At 37.9% G+C, this 25686-nt stretch carries 32 protein-coding genes; 23 read left to right on the top strand and 9 right to left on the bottom strand.

Annotated elements, in window-relative coordinates:
* The first annotated feature begins 170 nt into the window (after positions 1–170).
* From AC1DEF_RS18535 to AC1DEF_RS18495, 9 genes are all read left to right on the top strand, one after another.
* A complete protein-coding gene (locus AC1DEF_RS18535) occupies positions 171–803 on the top strand; it encodes an NAD(P)-dependent oxidoreductase (protein WP_097824191.1) in 633 nt (210 codons plus the stop codon).
* A 171-nt stretch (positions 804–974) separates the two neighbouring features.
* On the top strand, positions 975–1961 hold the full coding sequence (locus AC1DEF_RS18530) for a Gfo/Idh/MocA family protein (RefSeq protein WP_097824190.1): 987 nt from the start codon (positions 975–977) through the stop codon (positions 1959–1961).
* Positions 1962–2577: 616 nt separating this feature from the next.
* The gene (locus AC1DEF_RS18525) at positions 2578–3120 is read left to right on the top strand and encodes a peroxiredoxin (RefSeq protein ID WP_014461319.1); all 543 of its coding nucleotides are present in this window, start codon (positions 2578–2580) and stop codon (positions 3118–3120) included.
* 119 nt (positions 3121–3239) lie between these two features.
* Complete coding sequence (locus AC1DEF_RS18520; protein WP_013055693.1) at positions 3240–3683, top strand: TlpA family protein disulfide reductase; 444 nt, start codon at positions 3240–3242, stop codon at positions 3681–3683.
* Positions 3684–4041: 358 nt separating this feature from the next.
* A complete protein-coding gene (locus tag AC1DEF_RS18515; RefSeq protein ID WP_097824189.1) occupies positions 4042–4653 on the top strand; it encodes a sigma-70 family RNA polymerase sigma factor in 612 nt (203 codons plus the stop codon).
* Positions 4646–4792 (top strand): YvrJ family protein, encoded by a 147-nt coding sequence (locus AC1DEF_RS18510; RefSeq protein WP_013082003.1) that lies wholly within the window; start codon positions 4646–4648, stop codon positions 4790–4792. The genes AC1DEF_RS18515 and AC1DEF_RS18510 overlap by 8 nt, the downstream gene beginning before the upstream one ends.
* A gap of 4 nt (positions 4793–4796) precedes the next feature.
* Positions 4797–5024, top strand: a complete 228-nt coding sequence (locus tag AC1DEF_RS18505) for a helix-turn-helix domain-containing protein (protein ID WP_013055697.1) — start codon at positions 4797–4799, stop codon at positions 5022–5024.
* A gap of 369 nt (positions 5025–5393) precedes the next feature.
* Entirely contained in the window at positions 5394–6053 is a 660-nt protein-coding gene (locus AC1DEF_RS18500; RefSeq protein WP_255255741.1) for a LytS/YhcK type 5TM receptor domain-containing protein, read from the top strand.
* A 26-nt stretch (positions 6054–6079) separates the two neighbouring features.
* A complete protein-coding gene (locus tag AC1DEF_RS18495; RefSeq protein ID WP_477727520.1) occupies positions 6080–6919 on the top strand; it encodes a GGDEF domain-containing protein in 840 nt (279 codons plus the stop codon).
* A 28-nt stretch (positions 6920–6947) separates the two neighbouring features.
* Here the strand turns inward: AC1DEF_RS18495 and AC1DEF_RS18490 are convergent, their stop codons facing one another.
* From AC1DEF_RS18490 to AC1DEF_RS18470, 5 genes are all read right to left on the bottom strand, one after another.
* Entirely contained in the window at positions 6948–7121 is a 174-nt protein-coding gene (locus tag AC1DEF_RS18490; protein ID WP_013055701.1) for a twin-arginine translocase TatA/TatE family subunit, read from the bottom strand.
* Between the two features lie 73 nt (positions 7122–7194).
* Positions 7195–7509 (bottom strand): DMT family transporter, encoded by a 315-nt coding sequence (locus AC1DEF_RS18485; RefSeq protein WP_047933611.1) that lies wholly within the window; start codon positions 7507–7509, stop codon positions 7195–7197.
* A 1-nt stretch (position 7510) separates the two neighbouring features.
* On the bottom strand, positions 7511–7852 hold the full coding sequence (sugE, locus tag AC1DEF_RS18480) for a quaternary ammonium compound efflux SMR transporter SugE (RefSeq protein WP_043980074.1): 342 nt from the start codon (positions 7850–7852) through the stop codon (positions 7511–7513).
* Between the two features lie 42 nt (positions 7853–7894).
* Positions 7895–8485: a TetR/AcrR family transcriptional regulator gene (locus AC1DEF_RS18475; protein WP_014461312.1), complete on the bottom strand. Its 591-nt coding sequence runs from the start codon at positions 8483–8485 to the stop codon at positions 7895–7897.
* A gap of 84 nt (positions 8486–8569) precedes the next feature.
* Positions 8570–9223, bottom strand: a complete 654-nt coding sequence (locus AC1DEF_RS18470; RefSeq protein WP_043980067.1) for a hypothetical protein — start codon at positions 9221–9223, stop codon at positions 8570–8572.
* Between the two features lie 908 nt (positions 9224–10131).
* Between AC1DEF_RS18470 and pgsB the strand changes: the two genes are divergently transcribed.
* From pgsB to AC1DEF_RS18440, 6 genes are all read left to right on the top strand, one after another.
* Positions 10132–11313 (top strand): poly-gamma-glutamate synthase PgsB, encoded by a 1182-nt coding sequence (pgsB, locus tag AC1DEF_RS18465; RefSeq protein ID WP_016763263.1) that lies wholly within the window; start codon positions 10132–10134, stop codon positions 11311–11313.
* 16 nt (positions 11314–11329) lie between these two features.
* On the top strand, positions 11330–11779 hold the full coding sequence (pgsC, locus tag AC1DEF_RS18460) for a poly-gamma-glutamate biosynthesis protein PgsC (RefSeq protein WP_013055707.1): 450 nt from the start codon (positions 11330–11332) through the stop codon (positions 11777–11779).
* Positions 11780–11819: 40 nt separating this feature from the next.
* A complete protein-coding gene (locus AC1DEF_RS18455) occupies positions 11820–13016 on the top strand; it encodes a CapA family protein (RefSeq protein ID WP_097824188.1) in 1197 nt (398 codons plus the stop codon).
* Between the two features lie 29 nt (positions 13017–13045).
* Positions 13046–14608, top strand: coding sequence for a gamma-glutamyltransferase family protein (locus tag AC1DEF_RS18450; RefSeq protein ID WP_029324923.1), 1563 nt, complete (start codon positions 13046–13048; stop codon positions 14606–14608).
* A gap of 20 nt (positions 14609–14628) precedes the next feature.
* Complete coding sequence (locus AC1DEF_RS18445; protein WP_013082014.1) at positions 14629–14832, top strand: CapE family protein; 204 nt, start codon at positions 14629–14631, stop codon at positions 14830–14832.
* 124 nt (positions 14833–14956) lie between these two features.
* Positions 14957–16519: a gamma-glutamyltransferase family protein gene (locus tag AC1DEF_RS18440; RefSeq protein WP_097824187.1), complete on the top strand. Its 1563-nt coding sequence runs from the start codon at positions 14957–14959 to the stop codon at positions 16517–16519.
* Between the two features lie 26 nt (positions 16520–16545).
* Here AC1DEF_RS18440 and AC1DEF_RS18435 read toward each other — a convergent pair whose 3' ends face one another.
* Positions 16546–16995: a staygreen family protein gene (locus AC1DEF_RS18435; RefSeq protein ID WP_097824186.1), complete on the bottom strand. Its 450-nt coding sequence runs from the start codon at positions 16993–16995 to the stop codon at positions 16546–16548.
* A 148-nt stretch (positions 16996–17143) separates the two neighbouring features.
* Between AC1DEF_RS18435 and AC1DEF_RS18430 the strand changes: the two genes are divergently transcribed.
* From AC1DEF_RS18430 to AC1DEF_RS18420, 3 genes are all read left to right on the top strand, one after another.
* Entirely contained in the window at positions 17144–17311 is a 168-nt protein-coding gene (locus AC1DEF_RS18430) for a hypothetical protein (protein ID WP_013055713.1), read from the top strand.
* A gap of 192 nt (positions 17312–17503) precedes the next feature.
* Complete coding sequence (locus AC1DEF_RS18425; protein WP_013082017.1) at positions 17504–17977, top strand: hypothetical protein; 474 nt, start codon at positions 17504–17506, stop codon at positions 17975–17977.
* Between the two features lie 129 nt (positions 17978–18106).
* The gene (locus AC1DEF_RS18420) at positions 18107–18766 is read left to right on the top strand and encodes a haloacid dehalogenase type II (RefSeq protein WP_097824185.1); all 660 of its coding nucleotides are present in this window, start codon (positions 18107–18109) and stop codon (positions 18764–18766) included.
* Positions 18767–18796: 30 nt separating this feature from the next.
* Here the strand turns inward: AC1DEF_RS18420 and AC1DEF_RS18415 are convergent, their stop codons facing one another.
* The 3 genes from AC1DEF_RS18415 to AC1DEF_RS18405 all read right to left on the bottom strand — a co-directional run bounded on the left by AC1DEF_RS18415 (position 18797) and on the right by AC1DEF_RS18405 (position 21258).
* Positions 18797–18979, bottom strand: a complete 183-nt coding sequence (locus AC1DEF_RS18415) for a CsbD family protein (RefSeq protein WP_013082019.1) — start codon at positions 18977–18979, stop codon at positions 18797–18799.
* Positions 18980–19122: 143 nt separating this feature from the next.
* Positions 19123–19617 (bottom strand): NUDIX hydrolase, encoded by a 495-nt coding sequence (locus AC1DEF_RS18410; protein WP_097824184.1) that lies wholly within the window; start codon positions 19615–19617, stop codon positions 19123–19125.
* A 90-nt stretch (positions 19618–19707) separates the two neighbouring features.
* Positions 19708–21258 (bottom strand): glycoside hydrolase family 10-like protein, encoded by a 1551-nt coding sequence (locus AC1DEF_RS18405; protein ID WP_097824183.1) that lies wholly within the window; start codon positions 21256–21258, stop codon positions 19708–19710.
* A gap of 215 nt (positions 21259–21473) precedes the next feature.
* Here AC1DEF_RS18405 and AC1DEF_RS18400 point away from each other — a divergent pair, with 215 nt between their 5' ends.
* The 5 genes from AC1DEF_RS18400 to AC1DEF_RS18380 all read left to right on the top strand — a co-directional run bounded on the left by AC1DEF_RS18400 (position 21474) and on the right by AC1DEF_RS18380 (position 25686).
* Positions 21474–22328 carry a MurR/RpiR family transcriptional regulator gene (locus AC1DEF_RS18400; RefSeq protein WP_097824182.1) on the top strand — a complete coding sequence of 285 codons (855 nt, stop codon included), beginning with the start codon at positions 21474–21476 and terminating at the stop codon, positions 22326–22328.
* 14 nt (positions 22329–22342) lie between these two features.
* Entirely contained in the window at positions 22343–22648 is a 306-nt protein-coding gene (locus AC1DEF_RS18395) for a PTS sugar transporter subunit IIB (RefSeq protein ID WP_013055720.1), read from the top strand.
* Between the two features lie 82 nt (positions 22649–22730).
* Positions 22731–24032 (top strand): PTS sugar transporter subunit IIC, encoded by a 1302-nt coding sequence (locus AC1DEF_RS18390; protein ID WP_057274422.1) that lies wholly within the window; start codon positions 22731–22733, stop codon positions 24030–24032.
* A gap of 54 nt (positions 24033–24086) precedes the next feature.
* Positions 24087–24353, top strand: a complete 267-nt coding sequence (locus AC1DEF_RS18385) for a hypothetical protein (protein WP_013082025.1) — start codon at positions 24087–24089, stop codon at positions 24351–24353.
* Positions 24354–24369: 16 nt separating this feature from the next.
* Complete coding sequence (locus AC1DEF_RS18380) at positions 24370–25686, top strand: 6-phospho-beta-glucosidase (RefSeq protein ID WP_097824181.1); 1317 nt, start codon at positions 24370–24372, stop codon at positions 25684–25686.

The raw sequence follows: 25686 nt of genomic DNA, 5'->3' as shown, positions 1-25686 counted from the left end.
ATCTTTTATCTCGTAAAAAAAATGAATACCGAGGTTGACAAATTGAGTGAATTGTAACTATAATGGTTACAACGAGCTAAGAAGAATTAGTAGTTCTATAAAAAGCTCAAATTTTTTTGTGTTTTATGTAACTATAGTGGTTACAACGAAAATAAAAGGAGAGAATAAAAATGAAAATTGGTGTTATTGGAGCAACAGGAAAAGCAGGTCAATTAATTATGGAAGAAGCAAAACAGAGAGGACATGAAGTGACAGCCATTGTTCGAAATGCTTCTAAACTAAAAAATCAAACAAACGTAATGGAAAAAGATATTTTTGCCATCACTTCAAAAGATATTGAACAGTTTGATGCTGTGGTAGATGCATTTAATGCACCTCCTGGAAGCGAACAGCTTCACGTTGAGTCTATACAATCACTTATTAAAGTATTTCAAGGTGTGCAAACGCGACTCGCAGTAGTGGGCGGAGCGGGAAGTTTATTTGTAGATGCAGAAAAAACAGCGCCTTTAATGAGCACAGAAGGTTTTCCAGCAGCTTATTATCCAACTGCTTCAAACATGGGCAAAGGTTTAAAAGAACTTGAAAAGTCGACTATAAATTGGACTTATTTAAGCCCGGCAGCCTTTTTTGATGCAGAAGGTGCTCGCACGGGAGCCTATCAATTAGGAAAAGATCATGTGATCACAAATAGTCAAAATGAAAGCTATATTAGCTATGCGGATTATGCGATTGCTTTAATAGATGAGTTAGAGAATAAAAACCATGTGAATGAACGCTTTGCTGTAGTGGGTGAAAAAGCATAAGCTTACGTTTGAGTCATATTGAAAAACAGCTTGCATTTGATGTGAGCTGTTTTTTTATGGAACAAAATAAATATAAAGCAATGGAAAATGGTATAGATTTTTTATTATTTCTTCGTTTTTCTTTTTAAAAACGATACAATACAACATAGATGATAAAAAGGAGATGAAAAGATGATTCGTTTTGGTGTAATAGGAACAAACTGGATAACAGATCGACTGTTAGAATCAGCTCAGTATGTAGAGGACTTTCAGCTGGCAGCTGTTTATTCTCGAACGATTGAAAAAGCAGAAGAATTTGCAGGTAAATATGATATTCCTCATATATTTACTGATTTAGAGGAAATGGCGGCGAGTGCTGAAATTGATGCAGTGTATATTGCTACTCCAAATGCTTATCATGCGGAACAAGCTATCTTATTTTTGAAAAATAACAAGCATGTATTGTGTGAAAAACCGCTCGCAGCCAATGCAACAGAAGTAACTCGCATGATTCAAGTAGCCAAAAATCACAAGGTGTTACTAATGGAAGCGATGAAATCAACCCTTCTTCCTAACTTCAAAGTGATTCAAGAGAACTTACATAAAATTGGTCCAATTCGGAAATACGTTGCATCTTACTGTCAGTATTCTTCTCGTTACGATAAATATAAAGAAGGTATCGTGCTTAATGCCTTTAAGCCAGAGCTTGCAAACGGTTCACTGATGGATTTAGGTGTATATTGTCTTTATCCTCTGATTACGTTGTTTGGAGGGCCTCATAAAATAAAGGCAACGGCGTTTATGCTAGAATCTGGAGTAGATGGAGAAGGGTCAGTTGCTTTAGAGTACGAAGATCGTGACGCGGTCATCATGTATTCTAAAATTACAAATTCGCATTTGCCAAGTGAAATTCAAGGAGAAAAAGGCAGTATGATTATTGACAAAATACATACCGCTGAAAAAGTAGAAATTCGGTACAATGACGGACGGGTAGAAGAGTTAACGGTCGATCAGCCTTATCCTGCTATGTACTATGAAATAAATGAATTCGTAGAGCTGTTAAAGCAAGGAAAGATGGAATCGGACACAAATTCTTATGAGAATTCATATTTAACAATGCATGTGATGGATAAAGTGCGAGAGCAAATCGGTCTTGTATATCCAAATGATAATAAATAAATAAATAACAGAGGCTGGGCAAAAGTAGTTTAGTTGAAGAAAGATCCGAACGAGTTTGATTCTTGATGGAGAATCAAGCTCGTTCGGATTTTTTTATTGATAGGGTAAAAGTAGGTTTCATGTATGGAGTTGCTTCTAGCTGTTGCACGAAAATCAACAGCGGTGTAATCCATCATCCATACTAGATCATTTTCTAATTTGTTCGTCTCTAAATTGGATTGAGATAGTTATGTCTCATTCTCTTTTATTGTCGCTATAAAGAACATAATTGAGATTCGAAATCTTGCTTCGGCACATTTTAAAAGCAAATATGTTGAAACAAGGGAAGTTTTTTAGTATCTTCTATCTTTATCTATCCCTGCATACATAGGATTAATCAAAGGAAAGAATAAAAAGAGTGAAAAATATTCGATAATCAATCCTAGATTAAAATGATTATAAAAAAGTATTGACTATAATAATAGCTCGTGTATAATAAAGAATGTAATCAATAGTCATTACTAGTTTATAATGATACTAATAATCGTTATCAAACAGAAGCTGTCATTGATTGCATTAAAAATAATACATACAAGCATAAGCTTGTGAAATACATCGTACAAGGAGAGGTTTTGACATGGCAGAACGTATGGTAGGAAAACAAGCACCACGCTTCGAAATGGAAGCTGTACTTGCAAATAAGGAATTTGGAAAAGTAAGTTTAGAAGAAAATATGAAAAACGGTAAATGGACAGTATTGTTCTTCTATCCAATGGACTTTACATTCGTATGTCCAACAGAAATTACAGCTCTATCAGATCACTACGAAGAGTTTGAAGATCTAGATGCTGAAGTTGTAGGCGTTTCTACAGATACAATTCATACTCACTTAGCTTGGATTAACACAGATCGTAAAGATAATGGACTTGGAGATTTGAATTATCCATTAGCTGCAGATCCAACTCACGCAGTAGCACGTGATTACGGCGTCTTAATTGAAGAAGAAGGCGTAGCACTTCGCGGGTTGTTTATTATTAATCCAGAAGGTGAATTGCAATATGCAGTTGTAAACCATAACAACATCGGCCGCAGCGTAGAAGAAACATTACGTGTACTTCAAGCTCTTCAAACTGGCGGACTTTGCCCAGCTAACTGGAAACCAGGTCAAAAAACACTTTAATAAATAGCGGTGGAGTAGAGGAGAAATTCCTCTACTGCTGCCATTAAAATAGAAAAGACAGTTTTCTAACTATAAAAAACAGAATATTCAGTTTAATCAATGTGGAGGAGGATTTTAAAATGAAATTACGTGAACAAATGCCTGAATTAACTGGAGCAACATCTTGGATTAACGACGAAGTAACAAAGGAAGACTTAGTAGGTGATAAAGCAACGCTTATCCACTTTTGGTCAGTAAGCTGCCATTTATGTAAAGAAGCAATGCCTGAAGTTAATGATCTTCGTGATGAGTATGATGATCAATTGAATGTTGTAGCAGTTCATATGCCTCGTTCGGAAGATGACTTAGATATGGGTGTTATTGAGGCAATGGCAATGGGACACGATATCACTCAGCCAATTTACGTAGACAGTGAGCATAAGTTAACAGACGCTTTTGAAAATAAATATGTACCAGCATATTATGTATTTGATAAAGAAGGTCAGCTTCGTCATTTCCAAGCGGGTGGAAATGGAATGCCGATGCTTCGCAAACGTATTAACCGCGTTTTAGGCGAAGAATAATCTCTACATGAAGAAGAAATAAAAAGGCCGGGATAAAAATATTTTAGCCGAAGTGAAAAACGAACCACTAATCAAAATATTTGATTAGTGATTCGTTTTTTTTTGTTGTGTCACAAGCGGGATCAGCTCATGTATCCTATTTATTCGTCTTTAAATTGGATTCATTTCGTTATGTCTCAATCTCTTTTTTATTTTTTACTGAGTCGTTTTGATTATTAATGAGCAATTCATCATATTGACATAAAAAACCTAATATAGTTAAATTTATATAAGAACAAACGTTCGTTATTTGGTGTTGTTATTTTACTCTTTTCTCCCTTTTTAATAAGTATAAGAAAAAAAGGAGGAGATTTGCACAATGACTCAGCTCTATTCGCAGCAAGAAAAGCGGCACGACAAAGAATGTACTTTTCATACATTTCTTACAAACCATAGCGCAACTCTTCAGACTCATATAATGAATACATTTTTGACATCAGAACGCTATGAGCGATTACAAAAAGCGGTTGTTAAACATGATACAAAAGAACAAAGACTTCTAAACAAAGAATTTCATCAGTTTTATAGCGAAGTTAGATTGCTTCATTATATTAACAAGCTTTGCAGACATTATTCCAGAGATGTTATGCGTGTCAAAGAAAAAGAGCGTTCTTATATTCCTCTTCGCCTGCAGCAGCCGGCTGCGCTAGATGGAAATCGAACAGTGGAAGATATGCTAGGAGTACAGGACGGGGCTGTATGGGAGCATGAATTTTTAGGAAATCAACTTGAAAATCGTATTCTTCATCATGCATTTCGCCAATTAACGGCCAAGCAGCAGTGTATGCTGCACTTGATTATTGTCGAACGCTGGACTCATAAAGAAATCGCTGCTTATTTTTCTATTTCTCAGCAAGCGGTTTCTAATCATTATCAACGTGCGCTAAGCAAGTTGAAAAAAATTATGAAGGTGAGTGATAGACATGTTTGATCCTCAGTGGCTTCAACTTGTTGGAAACGTAGGATTTCCCGCTGTCCTTTCTTTTTATTTATTACTGCGTGTAGAAAACAATATAAAGCGACTTGAAGAAAAAGTGGAGAAATTAACAACTGACTTAAGAAAGAAGTGAAGAAATGGAAACTCTATATGAGCTTGTAAATAAAGTGAAAGCTGGAGATGAAGAGGCGTCAAGGCGTTTATTAAAAAAGCTGGAACCAAAGCTAAATAAAGCTGTTCAAAGCTTTTCGCTGCATGAGAGAGAAGACGTAAAGCAAGATTTAAAGATTAAAATTCTTTCCGCTGTTAAGACGTTTGATTTTTCCAAAACGCCAGGACTTTGGGAATTTTTACGCCATAAATAAAAAAGAGCGCTCGTTGTATCGACGCTCTTTTTTTATTTTTGCTGAAGTTCGACTACTTACCTTACGAAAATACAAAAAATAGAAAATGGATAAATATTTAAAAAAAGGTAAAATATTATGTGTGCAAATAGAGTTTAGTAGTATACTAACAAGTAGAATTTCTTGTATAAAAGGAAGATAATCACTCTTTATATAGAGAGGATTGTCGGCAACGAATAGAGGATAGAAGAGTTTTATTTAATGAAGGAAAAAATCGTGCTGTTCGATAAATCAAACAGCACGATTTATAAAAAGGGGCAGTAAACAATATGTAAGCTAAGAAGCCTATTGTTTTTTGTTTTAGCTTTTTGGAAAGAGGTGAAGAATAAAGTGAGTCAACTTCTCTTTAATATCACGTTAATTATTTCTTTCATGTTTGCTGCGAGTATAGTTCGAGAGCAAATCATTTCTAGAGTAGAAGGAATAAAACGGTACAAAATGTATCGCTTAATTTATTACGGATGTTCTTACGGCCTATTAGGCAGCATTTTAATGATATATACAATTAAAATAGATTCTACTATTATTCTTGACCTTCGCTTTTTAGCGGTGACAATTGTTTGTCTTTATGCAGGAATGGTACCCGCTATCATTGCGGCTTGTATTGTAGGGGTAATGCGTCTGCTTTTGTTTGGAATTACGGCAAGCGGAATAATAGGGGCTGCTGCAATTATCGTAATGGCTTTACTGTCTGGGTGGACGGTTCGCTTACCTTATCGTCCATTTATTCGTTTTCAATTAATGAATTCTATTAGCTTGCTTTGCGTATTCTTCTCATTGTCCTTTCTTTTTAAAGATATCAAGCACGCTGCTACAATTATCATTTATTTACTGCCCGCTTCTTTTATAGGTGGGTGTTTGGTCTATCTGGTAGGTAGATATATATATGTATCTCGAGTAACGACAAGTCAGCATAAAAAGCTGTCTAAAATGTTTTCAGTTATGATTCAAAATGCAAAGACAGGTACCAAACGCCAGAGCGCGAAGTAGCTGTTATTAATCAAACTTTTTGTGACATGTTTGACATACCCGGACCTCCTAATCAATACGTGGGATTGAAAAGTAATCAGCTGTTTTTATCTCACGCTCCTATGTTGAAAGATCCTGCTAGGTTTTTAAAAACGGTAGAAAGCACCGTTTATTCAAAAGAGTCAATAGTAGATGAAGAAATTACGTTTATTAACGGTAAAATTTATGCGCGTGACTACATTCCAATCTATGAAGGTCATGTGTATATTGGCCACTATTGGGAATATCGAGATATTACGGAGAAAAAGAAGGCTGAGTGTGATCTTCGCAAAGCCAATAAAAAGCTTGAAATGCTGTCCATGAAAGATGGCTTAACAGGTCTGAACAATCGCCGATCTCTTGATAAACAGTTGGAAATTGAGTGGAAATACGCACAGGAAGAAAAAGAGTCGCTTTCTTTTCTCTTATTTGATATTGATTATTTTAAAGCGTATAACGATACCTATGGCCATATTCAAGGAGACGAATGCTTGAAAGAAGTAGCGAATATTGCTAAAAGCGTTGTTTTTGACGAATCGGCTTTTGTTGCAAGATACGGAGGAGAAGAGTTTGGTATATTGCTTCCTCGAGCTAATCAATATGAAGCGATAAAAATGGCAGAAGCTATTAGACAGCAAGTGCAGCAGCGTGCAATTATTCATCAAGCTTCTGACGTGTTTAAGTGTGTCACAATCAGTGTTGGAATAATGACAGTCGTTCCATCCGAACACATACAGCTGATTTCAATTGTCCATGGAGCAGATCAGGCTTTATATGAAGCAAAGCGTACGGGTCGAAATCGAATTTCAGCATATTCTCACCACAAAGAAGCTGACTCAAACGTTTGAGTCAGCTTTTAAAAGAGATATAAGCCTCTTATTTAGGAGGAGCTTTTTCTTTTTCATCTTCTTCCATAATTCCTTTTGTAGCGTTTTTAAACTCTTTTAACGTTTTTCCGGCAGCTTTCCCTAATTCCGGAAGTTTCTTTGGGCCAAAAAGCAATAGAGCGACAAATACAATTAAGGCAATTTCTCCAAACCCAAGGTTCATTGTCATCGTCTCCTATTTTTTGAAAGTGTTTACAAGTTTAGTATAGCATGAAAAGAAAGGAAGTAGTACATCATTATCCAGTGATTTTAAGGCCGATTACACCTGCTACAATACAAAAAATAAATAAAATTCGACGCATATCTTTTGCTTCATGAAAGAAAAGCATGCCAAGAAGTACGCTTCCGGCAGCTCCTACTCCCGTCCATATGCCGTAAGCTGTTCCAATAGGTATCTCCTTTAATGCTAAGGAGAGAAGATAAAAACTTCCTGCACCGAAAAGGATAAATCCAATCGAAGGAAACAACCGCTTAAACCCATCTGAAAGTTTTAAAAAAATCACAAATCCCACTTCGCAAAAACCGGCAGCTATTAATGCAATCCAAGCCATGTTACGATTCCTCTCTTTCTGTTTCTTCAGTAGAAATCAACTTTAAACCAACGATTCCAAAGATCATTAATCCTAAAAATAAAATCTTTCCAATATTTGCTCCTTCGTCTAAAACGGTCATTCCAAGTATCGCTGTGCCAGCAGCCCCTATACCAGTGAATACTGCGTAAGCTGTTCCGACAGCAATTTTTTTTAAGGCATTTGAAAAGAAATAAAAGCTGATCACAATTGTGACGATTGTAATGATTGTTGGAGTTACTTCAGTAAATCCGTGTGAATATTTTAAGCCGATTGCCCATACAATCTCGAGCAAACCAGCGATAATAAGGTAAATCCAAGCCATTTTAATTCCTCCTTGCATAATAATAAGCCCTTTTTACAGGGCCTATTTAGCACGTATGCCTTCCCAAAATATCGTCCAAGCATCGTGAATTTTTTGGTCATAATACTCCGGTTCATAATAAAAGCGCTGAATGAACAGTCCGTCGGTTAAACAATAAAAGCTATTGATATACAAATCAATCGGACGTTCAATTATTTCGCCTTCAGCCATTCCCTGTGTAAAAATAGCATGCAGAATTTGATCAGACAATCGTTCGCTTCTTAAGAAAATAGCTTTTACTTCCGACTGTAAATGTTCAGGTGGAAACAAAATAAGACGACGGTACATCTGGCCAAAAGAATCTTTTTCAATCATCGTGCAGAAATCTACAACAAAGCAGTGAAGCTGTTCTTTAGCAGACTTTGTTTTATGCTGTTCGTATATAACAGATAACTTTGTTAAAAATAAATTCATTAAATCATGCACGGTTAGTAAAAATAAGTCGTCTTTGTTCTTAAAATGAGCGTACAGGGAAGGTTTTTTTATGCCTACTTTTGATGAGATATCGGCAAGCGATGTTTCTGTATAGCCTTTTTCTCCAAAGAGCTCCATTGCTGCAGCTCTAATTTTTTCTACAGTTGATAATTCACTCAAGAAAAGCTCCTCCTCAATCTAACTAACGGTCGTTAGGTAAAAGATATCAAATATAAAAAAAAGAAGCAAGGGAATCGCTTCTTTTTAATGTATTTTCACTAAATGACGCTGAGTTAAAAATAAAGAGAAGATAAAAATAAGCTCAAACGTATTTGTTACAGCCGTGCTTGGTATAGGAATTGACACGGCACTTCCTACAATCATCACGGCTACTCCAATCATCATACTGCTCCATCGCGTCTTGCGAAATAAGGAAATTCCAACAAAAAGCAAAATAATCGCCACAATGAGAACCATAAGAGGGGGACCGGATGATCCTACTAATGTATAGCGAACAATGCCATATTCACGTACAACTTCCATACGCTGACTAATCGTCTCGATTATTTCATAGCTAATTAAGGCAAACGTAGTTAGCAAAAAAAGAATGCCGGCAACAGGTTTTTTAGCCCATGTAATCGTCGAATATTTCGCTACGCCATACGCAAAGAGCACCAAAGTAGGGGTAAATAAAGCGTGAAACCAAAAGCGAAGCATGCTGAGTGAACGTAAAGTATCCCCTTCACCGATAAATGAACCAATCCCAATCATTATATTATCGTAAATTAGTCCAGCTATTACTAAAGGAAGAAAAAGCATGTAAAACGGCGAAGTGTTTTTTCGCACTACATATATGCTAAAGAAAAACAGGACAATATAGCAAAAAGAAAATAGAAAATAAAGGGTTGTATCAACCATTGTTTTCCTCCTTCTGATGATACTTCTTCTTTTTATGATAACATCATATGCCAAAAAAGTGAGAAATCATGCATTTTTCTAGGCAATCTTAACGGACCAAAGACGCCTTTATCGGTAGAAAGATTCAGAAAATATTGAAATAAAAATAGGAAAAGAGGCCATAGTCAAGAGATTTAGATTTACTGAATTGATTATTAAATAAAGGAAATCTATAAAATTACAACAAAAGAACTAGAAACATATGGAGTCTAAATACTTATATAATTAGAAAAAAATATTTAATGTCCTTTCTATTTAAGCAAGTTAAATGTAAGCATAAAATGATAAATAAATGTATTTTTTTTACTTTTATATCTATCTATCATCCTTACAAGTACGGTTGTTAGACAAATTCAATTGGTATATCCATAAAAAGGAATTAATGGGATAAAATATTTTTTATCCCACCTTTATATTACAAAACGTTTTCTAAAGTTAAGAAATTTTTAATTACGTAATATTTCCGTGTGTTAATTGTAAGAGTGGTGTATAAAATATTCCTGTTGTTATGGTAAAAAAAGGTATCGATGGGATTTTTATAGGTAAATAAACTTTAGACCTATTCTGTAAATTTTAAATAAAACGATGAGTTTTTAATTCTGTAAATAGACAATCGGAATTGTAAGAATATATAACATTTGAGCTATTGACCACTAATGAGCGCAGATGATAGTTTTAGAGCTGTTGAAATTGGTACTCGAGTCCATTTTTCAAAGCAGGTGTTTTAGCAGCATGCTAGCGCTGTTAATTGATTAGCTCCCATACATATATAAAGGGAGTGAAACTATGAAATCGTATATCTATCATTATGAATCAAAAGCATTCATAACGTATCCAACAGGAGAAGTTTGGAAGGAGAAGAATGAAACATGATCTTAATTATCCTATGCTGCCTATTTTTAGTAGGGTATGGCGTTTGGGAGTATCGCAGACATTTACGCAAGCTGCATTCAATTCCTGTACGAGTGAATGTTAATGGTATTCGCGGAAAATCCACCGTTACACGATTGATTACAGGTATTGTAAAAGAAGCAGGTTACAAAACAGTAGGAAAAACGACAGGAACACAAGCGCGTATGATCTACTGGCATACAAGTGAAGAAGAACCAATTATTCGTCGTAAAGAAGGTCCGAACATTGGAGAACAGCGACGAGTGGTAAATGAAGTTGCCGATATTGGCGCGGAAGCTCTTATTTGTGAATGTATGGCTGTACAGCCTGATTATCAAATCACATTCCAAAATCAGCTGATTCAAGCCAAGGTAGGCGTTATTGTAAACGTACTAGAAGATCACATGGATGTAATGGGTCCAACTCTAGATGAAGTTGCTCAAGCGTTCACTGCTACTATTCCTTACGATGGCCACCTTGTTACAATTGAAGGTCCATATTTGGAATACTATAAAAAAATAGCCGCAGAGCGCAACACAAAAGTTATTGTAGCTGACAATGATAAAGTATCTGAAGCGTATTTACGTGAATTTGATTATATGGTTTTCCCTGATAATGCTTCCATCGGTTTAGCAGTAGCAGAAGCACTTGGTATCGATGCTGAAACAGCGATGAGAGGAATGTTAAATGCTCAGCCTGACCCAGGAGCTATGAGAATTACAACGTTTGGCGATGAAAAAAATCCAGCCTTTTTAGTGAATGGATTTGCTGCCAACGACGCTTCTTCCACGCTTCGTATTTGGGAACGTGTAGATTCAATGAACTATAGTGAAAAGCTTCCTATTGTCATTATGAACTGCCGTCCGGACCGTGTAGATCGCACGGAGCAATTTGCTGAAGATGTAATGCCATACATTGAAGCGGACGTAATGATTGCAATTGGTCAGACGACCTCACCAATCGCTGCAGCATATCAAAGAGGCGAATTGCCAACAAAAGAATTCTGGGATATGGAAGGCGCTTCTACAGAAGAAATTTTAGAGCGCATGAAGCCTTATTTAAAAGATCGTATCGTATACGGTGTCGGAAATATCCACGGTTCAGCCGAGCCGCTTGTTGAAGCTATTATTGAAATGAAAAAGATGAGAAAAGCAGTTTAATCTAGGAGGCCATTTCATGTTCGGATCAGATTTATATATCGCCCTTGTGTTAGGGGTTACACTAAGCTTAATTTTTACAGAAAAAACGGGCGTATTGCCAGCGGGTCTTATCGTACCGGGGTATTTAGCTCTTGTATTTGATCAGCCAATTACCATTTTAATGATTTTCTTAATTAGTATTTTAACTTATGTTATCGTCGTATACGGAATCTCAAAAGTAGTTATTTTATATGGACGTCGCAAATTTACAGCGATGTTAATTACGGGTATTGTGATTAAAGTTGCATTTGATTATTTCTTCCCGATCTTGCCATTTGAAGTGTTTGAATTACGCGGAATTGGTATCATTGTACCGGGCTTAATTGCAAATACAATGCAAAAGCAAGGTCTTCCTTTAACAGTTGGAACAACGGTTTTATTAAGTGGTGTAACATTTGGAATTATGCAAGTTTATTATTTATTTTAATACACAAACAAACCGCAGCTGGTAAAGGAAGGTGAAAGCGTTGAAAGAGAAAAAATTAAACTTTCAAGAAAAAGTATTGATGTTTATAAAGAAAACAAAGCCTACAACGGGCAAGCAAGCTCTTATCTTAACGCCAATTTTAATCGTAATTTTAGCTCTTTCAGGATGGATGGAGCGTTCGGATGCTCTTGAAAACCCTGAGACGGCTAATCCAGAGGCCAATAATGATTTAACGATGACTATGGTCGGAGACATTATGATGGGTCGCCATGTAAGAGAAGTAACTGAACGCTACGGAGAAGATTTTGTATTCCGCAACGTGGAGCCGTTCTTTAAAAATTCGGATTACGTAAGCGGGAACTACGAAACACCGATTTTAACAAATGACGTAGATTCATATAAAGCAATGGAAAAAGGTATTCATTTATATAGTAAGCCTGCTGATCTAGCGACTGTTAAAAATGCAGGTTTCGACGTATTAAACTTAGCGAACAACCATTCAATGGACTACAGTGCAAAAGGGTTAGAAGATACGATCTCTACTTTTGAAGCAAACAAATTAGATTTTGTTGGTGCTGGCCGTAACTCTGAAGAAGCAAAGCATATTTCCTATAAAGATGCTGACGGTATCCGCATTGCAACAGTAGGTTTTACAGATGTACATTCAGACGGAATGTCGGCTGGAAAAAACAACCCAGGTATTTTAAAAGCAGATCCGGATCTTATTTTCAGCACGATTCAGAAAGCGAAAGCAAATGCTGATTTAGTTGTAGTAAATGCCCACTGGGGTGAAGAATACGATGCACAGCCAAGTCCTCGTCAAGAAGGACTAGCAAAAGCGATGGTAGACGCTGGTGCGGACATTATCATTGGTCACCATCCGCATGTTTTACAGTCATATGACGTATATAAAGGTTCGGTTATTTTCTATAGCTTAGGAAACTTTATTTTTGACCAAGGGTGGTCAAGTACAAAAAATACAGCAATGGTTCAATATCATTTAAATAAGAAGGGCCAAGCTAAAATTGATGTTATTCCAATGGTTATTAAAGCAGGTACACCAACTCCAACAGATAACCCTTGGCGCATGAAGCGTATTTATAACGATTTAAACAAGTTTTCTTCAAACCCTGAACTGTTAGAAAAAGAACGAAACAAGTTTGAATTAAACTTAGATCATTCTCGCATTATAAAACATGCAGAGGAGCGCAAAAAGAACGAAGCGCAAGCTAACTAATAGCCCGTCATACACAGAGGAGGTAAAAGATGATAAATAAACGTAATACAATTATTGTTTCCATTGTCATCTTTTCACTCATAGTAGGTGTATGTGTTTATCAATTTATGTTTCCAAAACAAGAATATGCAGTAAGTACTTCAGATCCTCGCGCCACAAAAGTAGGTATGGAAATTCTTAAACAAGGCGGTACAGCAGTTGATGCAGCTATTGCCATTTCCTACACGCTTGGTGTTGTGGAACCGTACGGATCAGGACTTGGGGGAGGCGGCGGAATGCTGATTGATCCAGCAGATGCCTCTCCAACATTTATTGACTACCGAGAAATTGCACCTAAGAATGATAAAGAAGATGAGATTGGCGTACCAGGTTTCGTCGCTGGTATGGATTATATTCAGCACCACTACGGATCTATGTCGATGAGCAAACTAATCGACCCGGCCATTAACTATGCCGAGAATGGGTACAAAGTGGACAAAGATTTGCACGATAGGCTGGTTTCATACAAAAGTAATGTGAATGAAGATGAAATTCCTAGCTTTTATCCAGATAAGGACGCCATTAACACAGGTGAAATTGTCAAACAGCATGAATTAGCGAACACGCTGCAAAAGATTAAGGAAGAAGGGCCAAATGCTTTTTATAGAGGAAAAATTGCAGACGATATTACAGAAGAAACAAAAGTAAGTCACAAAGACTTGCGAAAGTATGCGCCTGTTGAACGCAAACCTCTATCGACGAATTATAAAGGTCATCAAATTATTTCAGCACCTCCGCCTTTTGCTGGTGCTACGCTTATTCAAATGTTAAAAATGACGGATCAAGAAGATATTTGGAAGCTGAAGGAATCGCATCCTAGTCTTTATTATCATTTTCTTGGTCAAATTTCAAAAGTAGCTTATCAAGACCGCTTGAAAAAAATCGCTGATCCGGCTTTTATAAAAGAAACGCCAAATGATTGGATCGACGATCATTACGTGCATTTACTTCGTAATAAATTAAATAATACTGAAACAGATCATACCAAAGTAAGCGACGTCGAAGAACATGAAAGTACCACTCATTTTGTTGTCATGGACGGTGAAGGAACCGTTGTATCAACAACGAATACGCTGAGTAATTTCTTCGGCAGCGGTGAATATGTAGATGGATTCTTTTTAAATAATACGCTGAATACGTTTGGGGAAGGAATTAATAAGCGTCAACCCGGTAAGCGTCCAAGAACATTTACAGCCCCTACCATTATTCGTGAAGGTGATGAATGGGTAATGTCCATTGGCACACCGGGAGGAAATCGTATTCCTCAAGTGTTAACGCAAGTAATTGGGGATTATTTTGAAGACAAAGATTCCATTAAAAACGCAGTAGAAAACAAGCGTGTCATTTTTGATTCTCATAAGTTTTATTCAGAAGCTAAGCTTAAACAGTCAACTAAAGATGGTTTAAAAACGTACGGCTATGACTTGAAAAACAATGATAACGCGATGTTTTACGGAGGCGTTCAAGCTCTTGTGAAAGACTTAAAGAAAAATAAGATTCAAGGTGACGCTGATCCGCGCCGCCACGGTTTATGGGAAAAAAGTACAGACTAACTTAATTGGAGGAATAGAAAATGATCGCAAAACGAATCGTAGGGATTGTAGGACCAATTGCTATTGTAGCAGGAGTAGTAGCAGGACTTGGAGCTTTAAAACATCCGGCTACTCTTTCAACAGATGAACAGCAAAAAATTGAAAATAACGTAAAAATGATTGAACAAACAAAATCAGCTGCTACAGATGCAGTAAATGATGCTGCGGCAGCTGCTGGAAAATAAATCTTGTGTAGTAACAAAAATGGCATCGTCCTAGACGATGTCTTTTTTGTGTGCAATGTAATGTATGGATAAAAATGAAAGCGCTTCACAAAATATACAGATGAGTAAAAATGGAGGGTAATATGTGAATAAAAAATTACTGTTGTTTAACATTATTTCTTTTTTATTATTAATTTGCGTTATAGCCGCTTTTTTTATGACTCAATCGAGTACAGATCTTAGTCCTGAAAAGCTGCTTAAAAAAAATAATGATCATTCTTACGGTGTGAGTTCTTCTAATTCTTTGGCAGCAAATGTAGGGATGGACGTATTAAAAGAAGGCGGGAATGCAGTAGATGCGGCCATTGCAATTTCGTATGCCCTTAACGTAGTCGAACCTTTTGGATCTGGAATTGGCGGAGGTGGAGGTATGCTGATTGCCAAAAAAGATCAGCCTGCTACTTTTATCGATTACCGGGAAACCGCTCCAACTTCTATGAGTGGTAAAAACGGCGTGCCGGGATTTGTCGCTGGTATGGAATATATTCAGCAGAAATATGGTACAAAATCAATGAGTGATTTGATTCAGCCGGCTGTTGAATACGCTGAAAAAGGGTTTGAAGTAGACTCTCTTTTATCGTCTCGCTTGTATTACTCTAGAGGAAGGATGGATGTAGACGGTCTATCCGCTTTTTATCCAAAGGGAGAAGCAATTGAAGAAGGAGAAACCCTGTCGCAGCCCGTGTTAGCTAAAACATTAATCAAAATTCAACGAGAAGGTGCGTCTGCATTTTATAAAGGAGATGTGGCAAAAGATCTTGCTGATGCAACGCCTATTTCTAAAAAAGACTTATCTTCCTATCAAGTGACAGAAATCAAGCCTGTCGTTTCAACTTACAATGGAACGGAAGTGATTTCAGCGCCTCCGCCTTTTTCCGGAATTACACTGATTCAAATGTTAAAAATGGCAGAGAAAGAAAATCTTGAAACAATGCCTGATAAAGAATATTACGAAACGATGAACAGAATTAAAAAGGCAGCTTACTCCGACCGGTTAAAACAAATCGGAGATCCAGACTTTCATAATCAAAACTCAAGTGAATTAGTCAGTGATGATTATATAACAAACTTGGTCAATCACCCGACACGTTCTTCAGGTGAAGGCGATGAAGAACACGAAAGTACAACACATTTTGTGGTTATTGATTCAGAAGGAACCGTCGTATCTACAACTAATACGTTGAGTAACTTCTTTGGTACAGGCGAACAAGTTGACGGCTTTTTTCTTAATAACAATGCTGATACGTTTGGAAGCAAAGAACCGAATAATCGCGAGCCGGGAAAAAGAGCAAGAACTTTTACGGCTCCAACTATTATAAGAGAAAAAGGCGAGTGGGCGATGGGAATAGGTTCTCCGGGCGGAACGCGGATTCCTCAAATTTTAACTCAGGTACTTTCTAAAAACCTTGAAGGAAATGAATCGCTTCAAAAAGCTGTAAACGAACCGCGCTTTATTTTTGATGATTCGACTATTTATGTAGAGCCCGATTTAAATACCAAAAATATTCCTTCTGCGTTTCGAATAGAAACAAAGGAAAGCGACGTCTTTTATGGAGGTATTCAAGCGTTAACCATTAATTTTCAAGATAAACAAATGGAAGGAGCCGGAGACCCTAGAAGAAATGGAGTTTGGAAAACAGGAGATTAACGAAGTAAAGATCCCTTCTCATATGCTTAGACATAGTGAGAAGGCGTTTGAAAATATCGAATGGAATGAAAATCTTTGTCGCTGGAATGAAAATGTACGTAAATGGGGGAACGATCTAAAGCAGGGTGAGCGTTGAAAAACGTGGCATCACCGTAGCGCAATGCTTTTAGCAAGTAAGGCATTTCCTGTTTGAAAATAGCGTACCGTATGGCTTGAACGGACTTTTCCGTTTGTTCATTGCCAATAAATACGTATACATACAGCGTATCAACACCGTCTTTGTGGAGCCATTCGGCAAAAAGCTCATTTCGCTGCTCATTTAATTGATCAACAGCAAACTTTTCGTCGATCCAAAGAAATAAATCGTCTGTTTGTTCAGAATGTGTGAGCGTATAGCGTCGCCCAATAAAAGGAAAGGTGGGCGTGCTTCCTTGCCGGTATGTGACGCTAAATTGCTGAGGATTAAAAGCAGACAAACGGCATCTTCCTTTCACGCTTTTAAGTAGTTTATGCATGAAAAAGAGAAATTTCACACATTCGTCAAGAATTTTAAGCTGTTTTTCTTACATGCATACTTATGAAAAAGTTGTTACACTGAAGAAAAGAAATAGTGGGTGATAAAAGATGGAGCCGCTGTATATTGTCTTATCCATTTTTTTAGCAGCGATGCTATCGTATGATATTGCTAAATTTGTTCGAGGGGACCGGCCAGATTGGAAAGAGGGTCTCGTGACGGGCCTTGTGTTCGTGGGCTTTTTAGCAGCCATGCAAATGGCTTTTCACATTGTATAGCGACGAAAGAGGCTGGGACAAACGTATTTTAGTTGAAGGAAGATCCGAACGATGAATCGTTCGGATCTTTTATGTTTATGTCTCAATCCCTTTTTTAAAGATATGCCGGATAAGTTTAGTCCGGCAATACTAAAAAGCTTGGATATCGAATAAGCTGTTGTATACTGCATTTTTGATAAAGGGGCTTTTTACTTGTATCGAAAAAAAACACTGCTTTTGAAGCGAAGTTTAGGAGTAGCTGTGTTTCTTTCTGTTATTGCGCTGGGAGTTTGGATGTTTCAATTTACATTCTTTTCTCCGAGTCATCAAGCCAAATCTGCCGTAAAAGAATTTTATACGCTAGAACAGGAAGGAAACTTTTCGGAATCATGGGACCTTTTTCATTCATCGATGAAAAAGAAATGGACAAAAGGTGCATACATACAAGATCGAGCACACGTATTTCTCAATCATTTCGGGGTAGACACCTTTACTTATTCCATTGAAGATGTTGAAAAAAGAAAGAGCTGGAAGATGGAAAATGATCGTAAAGCGTTTCCTGTTGTTTACGAAATGACCGTTATCCAAACGTATAAAGGGAAATATGGAAACTTTGATTTGGTGCAGAAAGTGTATGCTGTTCGTGAAAAAGGAGAATGGAAAGTCGTGTGGGATTATAAACAGTAGGAGAGCCTGCTGTTTTTTTATTTTCATAAGAAATGAGCATACATCAGCTGTTAATAGGCCTCTTTTTTAACAGAAAAAACGTTATGTTTTTTTGCGAGTGGGTAAAATGAAAGAAGGAGGCGAACACAGATGAAATTTAAAACGATTTTATTTGATGCATATGGAACACTGTTTGATGTACATACCGTTATTGAAACGTGTGATCAGCTGTATCCGGAGCGGGGAGAAAGCATTAGTCATTTATGGCGTTTGAAGCAAATTGAATACGCCATGCAATATCAGCTGATGGGACGATACGTTGACTTTTATACATTAACAAATCAATCCCTGAAATATGCAGCAGAAGCAAATGATATTGATTTAACGGAACACGAAGAAAAAATGCTGATGAGTGCCTACATGAAGCTGAATGTCTACGATGAAATCAAAGAGGTGCTCGCCTATTTAAAAGAAAAAGGGTATCGCCTGGCTATTTTTACGAATGGTCCTAAGCACATGATTGATCCGCTTGTTTCTTATCACAACATGAATCATTTATTTGAGGCCGTTATTTCCGTAGACGAAATCAAACAGTACAAGCCTACGATGGCAAGCTATCACTATGCAAAAAACAAAATGAACGCCAAAAGAGAAGAAGTATTATTTTTGTCATCGAATACATGGGATATTGCCGGTGCTAAAAACTACGGGTTCGCAACGGCTTGGGTCAACCGAAAAGGAAATGTAGCTGAACATAAAGAATTGCAGCCAAACGTAATCATTAAAAGCTTAAATCAGCTTATTAAATAAAAAAAGAACGAGCATTAAGCTCGTCTTTTTTTATTTATTGCTAAATGTATCTTTTGTTTCGCCTACTGCTTTTTGAGCATTTCCTTTTGTTTTCTCAGCTTTTCCTTCGCGCTGAAGGTCGCGGTTATTCGTTGCATTTCCCACTTGATCTTTTACTTCACCTTTAGCTTTTGATACATTTCCTTTAACTTTATCTCCTAAACCTTTACTCATTTTAATCTTCCTTTCTATTAGTAATTAAGTAGTGTTACTTGTCTGTTCCACCATTAGAAAGAAATTAAACATATTTTCTGATTTCAACTTAAATAGAAGCTAAGTGTACGATATTCATGAGTAATGTGTAGGCACTATCATTATTATTGTTCGGAGGTTTTAAGCTCCCAATCATCATAAATCTGAGATTCATAAGGCCATGATAATAAGCTTAAAGATTCCACTGCTTTTAGAACAAGAGGCGAAGCATTATCAATGTTGAGATCCTGCGGTGCAATCCACAATGCTTCCAAAGAATCCTGTCCTTCAAACTGTACGGGGTGGGAAAGAAGCTCACCGCCGGCAATGTCTACGTAATAAAATACAGCAATGTGATGCACGTGAGTAAATTCTTTCCACTTACAAGGATACTGAAAATCTGTTATACCCGCTTGAGAAACAATGTTAATCTCAAAGCCTGTTTCTTCCACAAATTCTCTTTTCATCGCTTCGGTTAATGTTTCACCGTGCTCTAGCTGTCCGCCTGGCAAATCAAAACGATGAATATACGGACCTCTATTTTTTCGAATAACAAGCAGCTTGTTATCTCGCATACAAATTCCATATACGCCAAAAGCGCGATCATAATTTGGTTCCATCTTTTTTTCACTACTTTCTATAACAGAATGGCTTGATAAAGCATCGTTTGATTTCTTTATCCTACCATACATTTTGCTATAGAACCTTTTTTAATGAGATGCTTTTACAGTAAGCGTGCGGGAAACGGCACTTTCGTTATGCAAACGGTCAACAGAGGTTACAACATATGTGTATGTTTGATTTTTGAGTGCATTTTGATCTACAAACAATTGTTTTTCTCCTGTTTTTCGAACGGTTGTCAGCAGGTTTTCGGCGCTGTTAATGTCGCCTTTTTTATTGCCTTGAAAGCGATAAATGGCATAATAAGCGGAGTCATTCTGCTGGTGATCTCGAATTTCAAATGCTGCTTCTTTTGTATGAGGACCCGCGTTTTTTAATTTTGGTGCTTTTGGGGCCGTATTATCAAGCCAAGGCATTGCTGGAATAAGCGCAGGGTGTTTATAAATATCGTTTTGCAGCTTATCTTTTATTCCTAGCGGGTTTCGGTTCAAATCTTTCAGGCTAAAATGCATGCTCCCCTGTACTTCTGGAAACTGGTGATTTAGAGCAATTTGCCTCGGATACTCATCGGGATCAGACCAAGCTTCCACCGCGTTGTTATTAATTTTGTAAGCAGCTTGTCCAATATAAAGGTGAACTGGCTTTCCGCGCACTTCATCTCTCCACCAGTTGAGCAGCGTATCGTAAGCAGCGGGTTCAAATCCGATATTCCAATAAATTTGCGGAGTAATGTAATCAATGTATCCATTTTGAATCCACGTACGCGTATCAGCATACAAATCATCGTAGTTTGTTTGTCCAGCAGTCGTCTCAGAGCCGGTTGGATCATTAGCAATGTTTCGCCATACGCCGAACGGACTGATGCCAAACTTCACGTATGATTTTGTTTTTTTAATAGATTTATTTAAATCTCGAACAAGCTGATTAACATTGTCACGCCGCCAGTCTTCAATATTGGAAAACGTTTGAGCACCGTAGGCTTCATATATTTTTTGATCTGGGAACGTTTGACCTGCAATTTTATAAGGATAAAAATAGTCGTCCATATGAACAGCATCAATATCATAGTTTCTTACGACTTCGAGCACTTCTTCAATAATAAAGTTTTTTACTTCTGGAATACCTGGGTTGTAGTAGAGTTGTTTTCCGTAGGAGACGACCCAATCAGGATGTTGTTTGGCAGGATGATTATCGGCTAGTTTGTTTAAATCAGTATGATTCATTGTAATGCGGTAAGGGTTAAACCATGCGTGGAATTCTAAGTTGCGCTTGTGTGCTTCGTCTACCATAAAGGCCAGAGGATCATAGCCGGGATCTTTTCCTTGTGTACCGGTTAAATATTCTGACCACGGGCCATATTTTGACGGATAAAAGGAATCGGCGGTCGGTTTAATTTGAACAACAACAGCATTCATCCCCATCTTTTTTACTTCATCTAGCAAATAGGTAAACTCTTTTTTCTGCTGTTCAACCGGAAGACCAGGCTGAGAAGGCCAATCAATGTTGTATACGCTTGCAATCCAAGCGGCTCGAAGCTCCCGTTTTTGATACGTAGTAGGTACGTCTGCTTTAGCAGGCAATGTGCTCGAACAAAACAGCAGTAAAAACAAGATGCCTCCAACCCATTTTCTAATATGCATGTTCGTTCCTCCTTCTTTTTTGGTTGAGATAAAATTTCTTTCATAATATAGCATGCGGTCGTTATATTCACAATAGATTTTAATGAAATATTCTGAAAAATAAAATAAAGTTTTAAAAATATCAGAAAAATATTGAAATTAAACTTCAGAAAAAATATAATAATGGTAATTTAAAGAATATTTTAGAAATACGTTACTTAACGATGGAGGAATTCATGCGCCAATTTTCCGTACTTACTTTAATCGATGCACAAATGAATCATTACAGTCCTGCTGAAGGAAGAGTAGCTGATTACGTGCTAGAAAATCCCACGACCACGTTGAACTTAACGACCAAACAGTTAGCTAAGCAGTGTCAGTGCAGCGAAGCTACGATTATTCGCTTTTGTCAGCGTGTAGGCATTAATAGTTTTAAAGAATTAAAGATTGAATTAGCAAAAGATGCTCATAAGGTGCATACCGAACAGCTGCCGAATCTTCCAGTTAATTTTGAAGACGAGACAGATGCCGTGCTTGAAAAAGTCATAAGCAAAAGTATGAGCGCACTGATGAATACAAGCCGACTAGTGAGCACTTCTGCAATTGATGCAGCTGCGGAAGCTATTCAGGGAGCGAAACGAGTGTTTTTATACGGAGCAGGAGGATCATCTGTAGTTGCGCTAGATGCTCAGTATAAACTGCTTCGAATTGATATTTCGGCTCTGTTTTCATTAGATAGTCATGTTCAAATGGTGATGGCTACGAATATGACAAAAGATGATGTGCTGTTTGTGGTATCCACTTCAGGTCAAACAAAAGAAGTGGTAGAACTGATGCAAATAGCCAAAGACAAAGGAGCAGCCGTCATTTTGCTAACGCAGCACGGATCATCGCCAGCTTCTAGATTAGCTGATATTCTGCTGACTATTTCGGTAGAAGAACAGCATATTCGAATTGGAACGATGAGCGCTCGTATTGCTCAGTTAGCCATTGTAGATGCGATGTTTATACGGTTATGTATTCAAAAAGGCAATCAAGTGTTTGAACGCATAATCGATACACATAATGTAATTCAAAAAATAAAGAGGTAGGGGGAAATGAGAAAATGAAGGTATTGTTTGTATGTTCTGGAGGAATGTCAAGTGCGATTGTGGTAAAAGCATTAAAAACAGAAGCACAAAAGCACGGAACGGATATGGAAGTGCTGGCAATTGGAACAAATGAAGTGGCAGAGGAAATTCAAAAGGGCTGGGACGTTGTAATGGTTGCACCGCAGATTCGTCACCGGTTTAATGCAGTGAAAGCGGAAGCAGATAAAGCTTCTGTTCCATGCGGGCCCATTCCGCCGCAGGCTTATACGCCGCTTGGAGGTCCAACGCTTTTTAAAACGGTTCAACAGCTCGTTAGCTAAGAAAAGCAGGTGTATTCCTGCTTTTTAAATAGATAAGGGGTTTCATTTACACAAGGGGAGAATATAGAGGGGGAAAGGGTATATGAGCAAATTTGTGTCGTTTTTAGAGAACAATTTATCAGGACCTATGGCCAGGTTATCAGAACAGCGGCATCTTCAAGCCATTCGCGATGGTGTTATATCCGCTTTGCCGTTTATCATTATCGGAAGTTTTTTCTTGATTCTAGCGTTTCCGCCTGTGCCGCAAGACAGCACAATTGCGAAATGGGCCGCTGATAACAGCGCCAATATTTTAATACCGTATCGCGTAACGATGTTTATTATGTCTTTATATATAGCCTTTGGGATAGGATACAACTTGTCCAAAAGCTATAATCTCGATCCGCTGTCAGGAGCGCAAATTGCAGTAGCTGCACTACTTCTTACGGTCACTCCAAAGCTGATTGAAGAAGAAGGGTTTATGCTTCCAATGACAAACCTTGGAGGTCACGGTTTATTTGTAACGATGATTGTATCGATTTTATCGGTCGAAATTCTCAGGTTTTGTAAAGCAAAAAATGTCACCATTAAAATGCCGGAACAAGTGCCGCCTTCGGTATCGAGGTCTTTTGAAGCACTAATTCCGGTTGCGATTGTTGTTGTACTTATGACAATTATTACGATTGTTTTAGGTATCGACCTTCATCATTTAGTTGATAAACTAGTTGCTCCGCTTGTGGAAGCTGGAGATAGTTTAGCAGGAGTGTTAATACCGGTTTTCTTAATCACGTTTTTCTGGTCATTCGGAATCCACGGCGTCTCTGTTGTTGGAACAGTGGCACGGCCTGTATGGGAAGTGTACTTAGCAAAAAATGCTGAAGCGGTAGCGGACGGAGCTTCCACACTTCCGTATATTGCACCTGAAACGTTCTTTCAGTGGTTTGTTTGGATTGGAGGATCTGGAGCGACGCTAGGTCTTGCCTTAGCGATGCTGTTTTTCTCAAAATCTAAATATTCGAAAGCGCTTTCTAGGACATCTTTTATTCCAGCGGTTTTTAATATTAACGAACCAATTATTTTCGGTTTGCCAATTGTCTTAAATCCTATTTTAATTATTCCATTTATCATTATCCCGATTATTACAACGATCATTTCATACGCAGCAACGGCGACAGGTCTTATTACGCCAACCTACGTAATGGTTCCATGGACGCTCCCGGCGCCGATCGGAGCTTATCTATCAACCGGAGGAGACTGGCGGGCGGTTGTGCTAGTCATTATCAATATTGCTATTTCTGTTGTCATTTATCTTCCGTTCTTTAAAATGTACGACCGAAAGATGGTCGAAATGGAAAAAAGCGATGAAGCAACGGTTGCACCATCCGATAGTTCAGTTCAAATGTAAAGAAAGAGAAGCCAACTTGTTTGGCTTCTATCTCTTTAGTAGGAGTGAGGGTCAATGTTTGTTCGGTTTCGATATAAAACTGTGTTTTTATTTCTGCTAACCATGGTTCTTTGCAACGTTATTTTTACACCTCTACTGCAGTATGCTGGTTTATCAGCGCAGCATAGTTTATTTGCCATTACAAGTCTATCAGCAGCGCTGCTTACAACATTTATTTCCATTCGGCTTTCAAACGCAGCTTTATCTAAAACCGCCGTTTGTATACGCTTTGTTTTGCTTGGAATAGGGTGCACAGCCGTTACATATTTAGCCGTTTTTTAACAAGGAGGGACAAAAAATGAAAGTAGTGACAATAGGGGGAGGATCAAGCTACACACCGGAATTGGTCGAAGGGTTTATTAAACGATATGATGAGCTTCCAATTCGAGAGCTATGGCTTGTAGATATTGAAGAAGGAAAAGAGAAGCTTGAAATTGTAGGAGCACTTGCGAGAAGAATGGTCAAAAAAGCAGGTGTTGATATGGAAATTCATTTAACGCTTGATCGACAAAAAGCGTTGATAAATGCTGATTTTGTAACGACACAGCTTAGAGTAGGTCAGCTTGATGCGCGTATTCAAGATGAACGCATCCCTCTTAAGTACGGAATGATTGGTCAAGAGACAAACGGGGCGGGAGGATTATTTAAGGGCTTGCGAACGATACCCGTTTTGTTGAAAATTGCCGAGGAAATACACGAAGTTTGTCCAAACGCCTGGCTTATTAATTTTACAAATCCTGCAGGTATGGTAACGGAGGCACTGCTTCGCTACGGAAAGCATTCTAAAGTAGTAGGAGTCTGTAACCTGCCTGTACATATGACAAACTCCATCGCGGGCTTGCTTCAAGTAGAAAAAGAAGATGTTCACATTGAATTTGCAGGGTTAAATCACTTGGTATATGGACTGCATGTGTATGCAAAAGGAAAGGAAGTAACGCAAGAAGTCATTCGGCGATTAAGTGATCCAAACTCTCAAGTAACAATGAGAAACATAGCTCCTATTCCATGGCAACCGGACTTTTTGGAAGCTCTTGGCGTGATTTTATGTCCTTATCACCGCTACTACTACAAAACAAAAGAAATATTAGCAGAAGAGCTTCTGACCTTTCAGTCAGGTACCACACGCGCTGAAGTGGTCAAAGCATTAGAAGCCGAGCTTTTTGAACACTATAAAAATCCAAATCTAGAAATGAAGCCTCCGCAGCTGGAAAAACGAGGAGGCGCTTATTACAGCGATGCCGCATGCAATTTAATTTCATCCATTTATAACGATAAAGGCGATATTCAAACATTAAATGTAAAAAACAATGGAGCCATTTCCTCACTCCCAAACGAATCTGCGGTTGAAGTAAACTGTGTAGTAACAAAGCAAGGGCCAGTACCGCTCGCTGTCGGTGAACTTCCGGTAGAAGTTAATGGACTTGTGCAGCAAATTAAATCGTTTGAACGAGTAGGAGCAGAAGCTGCGGTTACAGGATCTTATGAAAAAGCACTGGTTGCGCTGAGCATTAATCCGCTTGTTCCAAGTGACGAGCTGGCTAAGTCGGTCTTAGATGAACTGCTTCAAGCTCATCGCAAGTATTTACCTGCTTTTTTTAAGGAAGTGAACGCGTAG

The sequence above is a fragment of the Priestia sp. 10L35 genome, from assembly GCF_056395685.1.
The sequence above is the reverse complement of the archived record's forward strand: the minus strand, read 5'-3'. Positions and strand labels throughout refer to the sequence as shown.

Bases quoted from the DNA above. Each gene is read 5' to 3' on its own strand.
- AC1DEF_RS18535 (WP_097824191.1), top strand. From the start codon at position 171: ATGAAAATTGGTGTTATTGGAGCAACAGGAAAAGCAGGTCAATTAATT.
- AC1DEF_RS18530 (WP_097824190.1), top strand. From the start codon at position 975: ATGATTCGTTTTGGTGTAATAGGAACAAACTGGATAACAGATCGACTG.
- AC1DEF_RS18525 (WP_014461319.1), top strand. From the start codon at position 2,578: ATGGCAGAACGTATGGTAGGAAAACAAGCACCACGCTTCGAAATGGAA.
- AC1DEF_RS18520 (WP_013055693.1), top strand. From the start codon at position 3,240: ATGAAATTACGTGAACAAATGCCTGAATTAACTGGAGCAACATCTTGG.
- AC1DEF_RS18515 (WP_097824189.1), top strand. From the start codon at position 4,042: ATGACTCAGCTCTATTCGCAGCAAGAAAAGCGGCACGACAAAGAATGT.
- AC1DEF_RS18510 (WP_013082003.1), top strand. From the start codon at position 4,646: ATGTTTGATCCTCAGTGGCTTCAACTTGTTGGAAACGTAGGATTTCCC.
- AC1DEF_RS18505 (WP_013055697.1), top strand. From the start codon at position 4,797: ATGGAAACTCTATATGAGCTTGTAAATAAAGTGAAAGCTGGAGATGAA.
- AC1DEF_RS18495 (WP_477727520.1), top strand. From the start codon at position 6,080: ATGTTTGACATACCCGGACCTCCTAATCAATACGTGGGATTGAAAAGT.
- AC1DEF_RS18490 (WP_013055701.1), bottom strand. From the start codon at position 7,121: ATGAACCTTGGGTTTGGAGAAATTGCCTTAATTGTATTTGTCGCTCTA.
- AC1DEF_RS18485 (WP_047933611.1), bottom strand. From the start codon at position 7,509: ATGGCTTGGATTGCATTAATAGCTGCCGGTTTTTGCGAAGTGGGATTT.
- sugE (WP_043980074.1), bottom strand. From the start codon at position 7,852: ATGGCTTGGATTTACCTTATTATCGCTGGTTTGCTCGAGATTGTATGG.
- AC1DEF_RS18470 (WP_043980067.1), bottom strand. From the start codon at position 9,223: ATGGTTGATACAACCCTTTATTTTCTATTTTCTTTTTGCTATATTGTC.
- pgsB (WP_016763263.1), top strand. From the start codon at position 10,132: ATGATCTTAATTATCCTATGCTGCCTATTTTTAGTAGGGTATGGCGTT.
- pgsC (WP_013055707.1), top strand. From the start codon at position 11,330: ATGTTCGGATCAGATTTATATATCGCCCTTGTGTTAGGGGTTACACTA.
- AC1DEF_RS18450 (WP_029324923.1), top strand. From the start codon at position 13,046: ATGATAAATAAACGTAATACAATTATTGTTTCCATTGTCATCTTTTCA.
- AC1DEF_RS18445 (WP_013082014.1), top strand. From the start codon at position 14,629: ATGATCGCAAAACGAATCGTAGGGATTGTAGGACCAATTGCTATTGTA.
- AC1DEF_RS18430 (WP_013055713.1), top strand. From the start codon at position 17,144: ATGGAGCCGCTGTATATTGTCTTATCCATTTTTTTAGCAGCGATGCTA.
- AC1DEF_RS18420 (WP_097824185.1), top strand. From the start codon at position 18,107: ATGAAATTTAAAACGATTTTATTTGATGCATATGGAACACTGTTTGAT.
- AC1DEF_RS18415 (WP_013082019.1), bottom strand. From the start codon at position 18,979: ATGAGTAAAGGTTTAGGAGATAAAGTTAAAGGAAATGTATCAAAAGCT.
- AC1DEF_RS18410 (WP_097824184.1), bottom strand. From the start codon at position 19,617: ATGGAACCAAATTATGATCGCGCTTTTGGCGTATATGGAATTTGTATG.
- AC1DEF_RS18405 (WP_097824183.1), bottom strand. From the start codon at position 21,258: ATGCATATTAGAAAATGGGTTGGAGGCATCTTGTTTTTACTGCTGTTT.
- AC1DEF_RS18400 (WP_097824182.1), top strand. From the start codon at position 21,474: ATGCGCCAATTTTCCGTACTTACTTTAATCGATGCACAAATGAATCAT.
- AC1DEF_RS18395 (WP_013055720.1), top strand. From the start codon at position 22,343: ATGAAGGTATTGTTTGTATGTTCTGGAGGAATGTCAAGTGCGATTGTG.
- AC1DEF_RS18390 (WP_057274422.1), top strand. From the start codon at position 22,731: ATGAGCAAATTTGTGTCGTTTTTAGAGAACAATTTATCAGGACCTATG.
- AC1DEF_RS18385 (WP_013082025.1), top strand. From the start codon at position 24,087: ATGTTTGTTCGGTTTCGATATAAAACTGTGTTTTTATTTCTGCTAACC.
- AC1DEF_RS18380 (WP_097824181.1), top strand. From the start codon at position 24,370: ATGAAAGTAGTGACAATAGGGGGAGGATCAAGCTACACACCGGAATTG.